Below are 5,231 nucleotides of genomic sequence, written 5' to 3'. Positions count from 1 at the left end.
CGCGGCGTGCACGGTGACCCCCGTGGCCACGCCGTCGTCGACCAGGACGACCGTCCTGCCCGCCAGCCGGGGCGCGGGGCGGCCCTGGCGGTAGAGGTCCTCGTGGCGGCGCAGTTCCGCCCGCTCGTGTGCCACGTCACCGGCGAGCCGGTCCGCGGTGATGCCGAGGATCTTCAGCACCCGCCGGTCGAACACCGGCGGGTCGTCGCCGACGATCGCGCCGACCCCGGCATCGGGCTGCCCGGGTGCGCCGATCCTGCGGACGACCAGGACGTCCAGGGGTGCGCCGAGGACCCGGGCGACCTCCACCGCGACCGGGACCCCGCCCCGTGGCAGGGCCAGCACGATCGGGTCGGCCGGCCGCCGGAGGGCGGGAGACTCCAGCAGCCGCTCGGCGAGCACCCGGCCCGCGTGACGGCGGTCTCGGAACCGCATCCTCTCCCACTCCCTCCCGCTCCCGCGGTCGGCACCGGCTCTCGGCGGCAGGGCGGTCACCGCCCCGCCTCTACCGGGCGCCTACCCGGTGTGGCGCGGTTCATCCGGCCGGGGCCCCGGCCGATTCGTCCAGCCCGGCGAGCGCTACGCCCGCGCGGGGGCCACGAGACCGACGCCGGCCCGGAGGAGCAGCCGGTCACGCAGGACCGGCCGGTATCGCACAGGACCGGCCGGGACCGGTCCGCGGGCGCACTCCGGCTCGTGCGGTTCCGTCGTCGGCGCGGCTGTGCTGTCCTGGAAGGGGCAGGCAGGAGAGCGCGATGCGTACCGTCACCGTCGAGAAGCAGCCGCTGCGCACCGGGGTGCTGATGCCCACGAGGGATCTGGCGCTGGGGTGGGGGCTGATCATGGTGATCGCGGCGCTCGCCTGGGTGATCACCGTCGGGCAGGCCCGGGACATGGGGATCGAGCCGGGCACGATGGGGATGGCGGTGCCGCTCTTCCTGCTGCTGTGGCTGGCGATGATGGCGGCGATGATGCTGCCCTCGGTGGCTCCCGTGGCGGTGACCTGGGCGCGCGGGATCGCCCGGCAGTCGAGCGGGTGGACGCGGGCGGTGCGCACCGGCGAGTTCCTCGGCGGCTACCTGCTGGTGTGGACGGCGTTCGGGCTGGTGGCGTACGGCGGGCTGGCGTTGACCGGTGATCTGGTCGACCGCGACCCGTCGGCCGGGAAGTGGATCGGCGCGGCGGCGTTCGCGCTGGCCGGGCTGTACCAACTGGGTCCGCTGAAGTACGTGTGCCTGCGGCACTGCCGCAGCCCGATGGCACAGCTGATGCGCTACGCGTCCTTCCGGGCGCCGGCCCGGGACCTGCGGGTGGGCGTGCACCACGGCGGCTACTGCCTCGGCTGCTGCTGGGCACTGACGGTGGTCCTGGTGCCGCTCGGCGTGATGAACGTGGCGGCGATGGCCGTGCTCGCCGTGGTGGTCTTCCTGGAGAAGCTGTGGCGCCGCGGCCCCCAGCTGGCCCGGGTGACCGGGGTGGCGTTCCTGGTCCTGGCGGTGCTGGCGCCGTTCCAGCACTGGCTGCTGCCGGGGCTGACACCGGCCGACATGCCGATGTGACCGGCGACGCCACCGGCGGTGACGGCCGCCCGCGCCGTCGCCGGCCGGGCGCGGGTCCGCGGTTCCTGCCGGGGGCCCGCCGGCACTCCGGCACTCCGGCACTTCGGCCGGGCCTGCCGGCCGCTGCGGGGGCGCTGTCAGGTCGCGGCCGCCGGGCCGGGCGGCAGGTGGACGGTCATGATCAGGTGGCAGGTCCCGGTGCCCGAGCCGCGGTAGGTGTGGGGGGCGTCGCCGTCGAAGGTGGCGGTCTGTCCGGCCTCGACGGTGTGCTCGGTGCCGTCGACGACCAGGGTCATCCGCCCGGCGGTGACGCTGACGGTCTCCACGACTCCGGCCTGGTGCGGGTGACTGGGGTACTCCTCGCCGGGTTCCAGCCGCCAGCGCCAGACCTCGACCGGGGCCGCGCCCGAGGTCGTGAGCATGAGCCGGGCCTCGCTGCCGCGCTCGCCGCTCCACAGCGGTGCGACGGCGTCGGCGGCCACCACGCGGACGCGGCCTTCGGGGCGGCCCTGCATCAGGGCGGACACCGAGATGCCGAGGGTGTCGGCGAGGCGGACCAGGGTGGCCAGGTTGGGGTTCCCCTGGGCCTTCTCCAGCCCGACCAGGGCGCCCTTGCTGACCTGGGCGCGTCGGCTGAGCTCCTCCAGGGACAGGCCCGCGCGGATCCGGGCCGCCCGGACGTTGTGCGCGACCGTCCGCAGGGCTGCGGCCGTCTCGGTCACCTGATCACCATCCTCCCGTGGATCACTTGAGTGTACTGTCCGGTCACTTCATTGGCATCGATCGGTCGATCCGTTGTACCTTGTGGTCGTTCCATTGACACGCAAGGGATGTGCCGTGATCGCTCTGCTGCTGGCCCTGGGCAGCTCACTTGCCTACGGGTGCGCCGACTTCCTCGGCGGCCTGGGTGCCCGGAAGGCCCACGTGCTGCGGACCGTGCTGGTCGCGGCCCCGGCCAGTCTCGCGGTCGAACTGCTGCTGTGGCCCTTCCTCGGCGCCTCGTTCGACACCGCGGCCCTCGGCTGGGGTGCCGCCTCGGGCGTCGCCTCGGCCGCCGCCTTCGCCCTGCTCTACCGCACCCTGGCGATCGGCCCGATGAACGTGCTGTCGCCCGTGACCGCACTGGTGTCCGCCGCACTGCCCGTCGCGGTGGGGCTGGTGCAGGGCGAGCACCTCGGCACCGCCGGATTGATCGGCCTGCCGCTCGCGCTGGCGGCCGTCGTCCTGGTCAGCGCCGGACACGGCGCTGGCTCGGCGCGCCCCTCCCGCACCGCACTGCTGCTGGCCCTCGGCGCGGGCACCGCCGTCGCCCTGCAACTGGTCTGCCTGCACCAGGCGCCCGCCGACAGCGGCGTGGCTCCGCTGATCGTCGGCCGGGCCGTCTCCTCCGCCGTCACCCTGGCGGCAGCGGGCCTGCTGCGCCGCAGGCTGGGCACGGAGCGGCCCGCGTACGCCGTGTCGGCCGCCGCCGGCGTGCTGGACTCGCTGGCGAACCTGCTGTTCCTGCTCGCCGCCCGCAGCGGGGACCTCACCGTCGTCGCGGTGATCACCGCCCTCTACCCGGCCGGCACCGTCCTCCTCGCCCGCGGTCTCCTCGCCGAACGCATCCACCGCGGCCAGCTCCTCGGCCTGGGCACCGCCGCCGTGGCCGTCGGCCTCCTCGCCCTGGCCTGACCCGTACGGCTTCGAAGCGTGCGAACCCCCTCACCGGACACAGGAAACGGAACCCCGTCCATGCCCTCCTTCCGACTCGACCCCGCCGTCGCCGAGGCGTTCCCCGGCACCCTCATCGCCCTGGTCACCGCCACGGGCGTGCGCGGCGGCGAGCCCTGGCCCCGCACCGCCGCCGCCCTGGACGAGCTGGAACGGCAGCTCGCCGACGGCTCCTGGCAGCCCGCCGACGAGAACGACCCCCGCATCGAGGCCTGGCACGGCGCCTACCGCTCCTTCGGCACCAACCCCCGCCGGATCCGCCCGAGCGTCGACGCGCTGGGTCGCCGCCTCGTCAAGCAGGGCGCCCTGCCGCGGATCAACCCCGCCGTCGACTCCTACAACGCCGTCTCCGTCCGCCACGGCCTGCCGGCCGGCGCCTTCGACCTGGACCACGTGACCGGGGACGTCGTCATCCGCCGGGCGGACGGCACCGAGTCCTTCACCCCGCTCGGCGAACCGGACACCGTCGAGACCCCCAAGCCCGGCGAGATCGTCTACGCGGACACCACCGGTGTCCTGACCCGTCACTGGAACCACCGCGACGCCCACCGCACCCGCGTCACCGAGGGCTCCACCCGCGTGGTCTTCGTCCTCGAAACCCTCCACGCCGACCGGGACGGCCACCTCCTCACGGCCGCGGCCCGGGAACTGCGGGACCTGCTCACCCCGCACGCCGACCGAACGGCCGTGGAGTACGTCGGCCCTGCACAACCCCGGGCCGACGTCTGAGAGTTCACTGCGCCGGCACCGGGGCGGGAGGCGCCGGCGGCGTTCGGCTCACTGCTCGGTGCCGTCCGCGGCACGCCTCCGGCGCCACCGCTGCCGGAGGGCGCCTCTGGGGAGCGTGTAATACGTGGTGCTGACGATCCAGGCGATGAGCGGACCGTGGGCCTCCCGGGCCTGCTCGACCGTCGTCCCGGCCGGGTCCTCCGAGACCTCGCAGCGCAGGATGCGGCGGTCCTTCGGCAGCGGGTGCACGGTCAGCTCGTCCCCGGGGACGTCCCATTCGAGATTTTCGGGGACCGGTCCGTTGACACGGTGCCGGCCGCTTCCCGACAGGTCGGGCCCGGGGGCGTCGTCACGCGGGCGAGGGGACAGCCGGCCGACGATCTCCGGGACCGCCCGGTCGAAGGGAACCTCGGTCGCGAAGTAGGTGGTGATCCTCAGATGCCCCGTCAGTGCCGGTGCGCCCCGGGGTTTGCTGCCGAAGCCGATCAGGATCCGCTCGCCCCGCGAGCACATGTCGACCGCCCGGGTGAGGACGGGGCGGACCGGATACGTCTCGGCGACGTCTGCGAGCCTGGTCCGGAGCTGCTCCTCGGCCTGCCGCCGGGCCTCCTTGACGGCCTTGGACCGGATGAGGAGCCGTAACCTCCAGTTGCCGGGTACGCCGGACGGGGCGAGCGTGTGCAGGGCGAGGACGGCGAGGACCGCGAGGAATCCGAACCACCGCTTCATCGTCCGTGCCAAGAAGTTCCGGTCGGCCATGAGGGCATGCTCCCAGGGGAGCTCCGCCGCGCGCCTGAGTACGCGTACTCAGACGGTCTCGGCGGAGCCTGTGGCGACGGCCTCGCGGGCGGTCGGCCGAGGTGTGTTTTCGGACAATTCTCGGCGGGTGGGGGAGAGTTGGCGGGAATTCCGGCGGCCGTACGTTGAATTGTCCGGCCGAGTGGGCAGGTTGAGCCCGTTGGCCAGGACCGTTACCTCGGTGGTTGATGGCAGAAATGAGATGCCATGGACGATTTCGACGGTGAACCCCCCAGACGCGACCCGGTGTTCTGCGTGCGCACCGGCGCCGTACTCGACCTCGGCCGTGACGCCGGCGGACACTCCGGATTCCGCGGCCTCTGGCGGCAATTCCCCACGAACGGCGGGGCCGTCGCGGACCCGCGCGCCGGCGACCACGCGGTCCTGCCGCGCCCGCGGCACCCGGGACCGCGCCGGCGGCGGGACGTGCCG

7 protein-coding genes are annotated in these 5,231 nt (G+C 74.1%); 4 read left to right on the top strand and 3 right to left on the bottom strand.

The window, feature by feature from the left end:
* A partial coding sequence (locus ABZ885_RS34910) for a phosphoribosyltransferase family protein (RefSeq protein ID WP_360197915.1) occupies positions 1-435 on the bottom strand: 435 nt, incomplete at its 3' end.
* Between the two features lie 320 nt (positions 436-755).
* Between ABZ885_RS34910 and ABZ885_RS34905 the strand changes: the two genes are divergently transcribed.
* Complete coding sequence (locus ABZ885_RS34905; RefSeq protein WP_360197912.1) at positions 756-1,559, top strand: DUF2182 domain-containing protein; 804 nt, start codon at positions 756-758, stop codon at positions 1,557-1,559.
* A gap of 137 nt (positions 1,560-1,696) precedes the next feature.
* Here the strand turns inward: ABZ885_RS34905 and ABZ885_RS34900 are convergent, their stop codons facing one another.
* On the bottom strand, positions 1,697-2,281 hold the full coding sequence (locus tag ABZ885_RS34900; protein ID WP_360197909.1) for an XRE family transcriptional regulator: 585 nt from the start codon (positions 2,279-2,281) through the stop codon (positions 1,697-1,699).
* A 115-nt stretch (positions 2,282-2,396) separates the two neighbouring features.
* Between ABZ885_RS34900 and ABZ885_RS34895 the strand changes: the two genes are divergently transcribed.
* Both ABZ885_RS34895 and ABZ885_RS34890 read left to right on the top strand, forming a co-directional pair.
* Positions 2,397-3,233: an EamA family transporter gene (locus ABZ885_RS34895; RefSeq protein ID WP_360197906.1), complete on the top strand. Its 837-nt coding sequence runs from the start codon at positions 2,397-2,399 to the stop codon at positions 3,231-3,233.
* 60 nt (positions 3,234-3,293) lie between these two features.
* Positions 3,294-4,001 (top strand): phenylalanine--tRNA ligase beta subunit-related protein, encoded by a 708-nt coding sequence (locus ABZ885_RS34890; RefSeq protein WP_360197903.1) that lies wholly within the window; start codon positions 3,294-3,296, stop codon positions 3,999-4,001.
* Positions 4,002-4,049: 48 nt separating this feature from the next.
* Here ABZ885_RS34890 and ABZ885_RS34885 read toward each other — a convergent pair whose 3' ends face one another.
* Positions 4,050-4,760 (bottom strand): hypothetical protein, encoded by a 711-nt coding sequence (locus tag ABZ885_RS34885; RefSeq protein WP_360197900.1) that lies wholly within the window; start codon positions 4,758-4,760, stop codon positions 4,050-4,052.
* A gap of 246 nt (positions 4,761-5,006) precedes the next feature.
* Between ABZ885_RS34885 and ABZ885_RS34880 the strand changes: the two genes are divergently transcribed.
* Positions 5,007-5,231: hypothetical protein (locus ABZ885_RS34880; protein ID WP_360197897.1), on the top strand; the 225-nt coding region annotated here is incomplete at its 3' end.

Source organism: Kitasatospora sp. NPDC047058 (assembly GCF_040643935.1).
In the GTDB taxonomy this organism is placed as follows: Bacteria; Actinomycetota; Actinomycetes; order Streptomycetales; family Streptomycetaceae; genus Kitasatospora.
Note: the sequence above shows the minus strand (reverse complement) of the source record. Positions and strands in the feature narration are given on the sequence as shown.

Bases quoted from the DNA above. Each gene is read 5' to 3' on its own strand.
- ABZ885_RS34890 (WP_360197903.1), top strand. From the start codon at position 3,294: ATGCCCTCCTTCCGACTCGACCCCGCCGTCGCCGAGGCGTTCCCCGGC.
- ABZ885_RS34905 (WP_360197912.1), top strand. From the start codon at position 756: ATGCGTACCGTCACCGTCGAGAAGCAGCCGCTGCGCACCGGGGTGCTG.
- ABZ885_RS34885 (WP_360197900.1), bottom strand. From the start codon at position 4,760: ATGGCCGACCGGAACTTCTTGGCACGGACGATGAAGCGGTGGTTCGGA.